Genomic DNA, 1,263 nt, shown 5'->3' with positions numbered 1-1,263 from the left:
CCTGGAGATTTCCCAGCGTTTTGGCATTTCCACGCGCATGGTCGAGAAGGAAATCAAAGCCGCGTTGGGCTTTTGTGCAGCGAAACTGGAAAGAAAAGTGTTTCAGCGGTTCGGTCGCGGGGCCGGAAAACCGTCTTCTGAATAGTGCCCGATCAATTCGTTGAGAATCTGCGCGTTTGAACATCTTTCGACTGACACCTGCCGAGCCATCGGCGGCCGACAATCTGCACAGCGAAGCCCGCGACTGGCTGGTCCTGCTGACCTCCGGCCGCGCCACCGTGGCCGATGCCCGCGCCCTGCGCGACTGGTGCGCACAGAGTGCCGAGCATGCGCAGGCGTTCGAGCAGGCCAAGGTTGTGTGGCATCAGTTGCAACCGGCCATGGAGCAGATGCAGGCGCCCCGGCGCTTCGGTCGCCGGGCGTTTCTCGGTGGCGCGATTGCTGCGTCGGCGGCGTTTCTGTTGGTGCGCGGGACGATTCCTGGCGGGTTTGAAGGGCTGGGCGCTGACTACATAACCGAAGTCGGTCAGCAGCGTCGTTTCGAACCGGCGCAGGGTGTGAGCCTGGAGCTGAACACCCAGACGCGGATCAATCAACGTGCAGTGTCTGAGGGTGTGCAGGGTTTTGAGCTGGTCAGTGGTGAGGTTGAAGTGCAGACCGCGCGGTTGCCGCTGGCGATGCAGGCTGGAGGAGGGTGGTTGCGGGCGAGTCAGGCGCGTTTCAACTTGCGTAACACTGATCAGCAAGTTTGCGTGACCTGCCTTGATGGCGCGGTTGAAGTCGACGTAGAAGGCCGCAGCCTGCGCCTCGAACCGGGGCAGCAAGTGACCTACGATGCGCGGCAGGTTGGCAGTGTGCAGAGTGTCGACACCGCGGCGGTGATGAACTGGCGTCAGCAGGTGTTGGTGTTCAACGGTGCGACGCTGAGCCAGATGATTGATGAGATCAACCGCTATCGGCCTGGGATGTTGTTGCTGCTTAACCGGGAGCTGGGGCAGCGTCGGGTGCAGGCGCGGTTCAGTCTTGATCAACTTGCCGGGGTTGCGCTGTTGATTCGCGATGCTTATGGCGTCAAATGCACTGAGTTGCCCGGTGGTGTCGTCGTTCTTAGCTAGTGGGGTTGGTGGTGGACATATCCGTTGCTGCGGTAATGGCCGCTTAGGGTTCCGCCCTTACGGCGGGTCACCTTTTCCAAACGCCGAAAAGGTAACCCAAAAGGCTTGCTCCTACGTGCGGCCCGCTCGCTGGGGCTCGGGGTTCCTT

The 1,263-nt window shown here is 61.0% G+C and carries 1 protein-coding gene and 1 pseudogene; both read left to right on the top strand.

Going from position 1 to position 1,263, the window contains the following annotated elements; all coding sequences use genetic code 11:
- Nucleotides 1-145: pseudogene (locus tag DBR24_RS33860) on the top strand (RNA polymerase sigma factor); the annotation flags it as partial.
- A gap of 31 nt (nt 146-176) precedes the next feature.
- Nucleotides 177-1,115, top strand: coding sequence for a DUF4880 domain-containing protein (locus tag DBR24_RS26165; protein WP_128616161.1), 939 nt, complete (start codon nt 177-179; stop codon nt 1,113-1,115).
- Nucleotides 1,116-1,263 lie beyond the last annotated feature (148 nt).

The sequence above is a fragment of the Pseudomonas sp. HMWF006 genome (genome assembly GCF_003061205.1).
GTDB lineage: Bacteria > Pseudomonadota > Gammaproteobacteria > Pseudomonadales > Pseudomonadaceae > Aquipseudomonas > Aquipseudomonas monsensis.
This window is presented reverse-complemented; position numbering and strand designations above follow the sequence as displayed.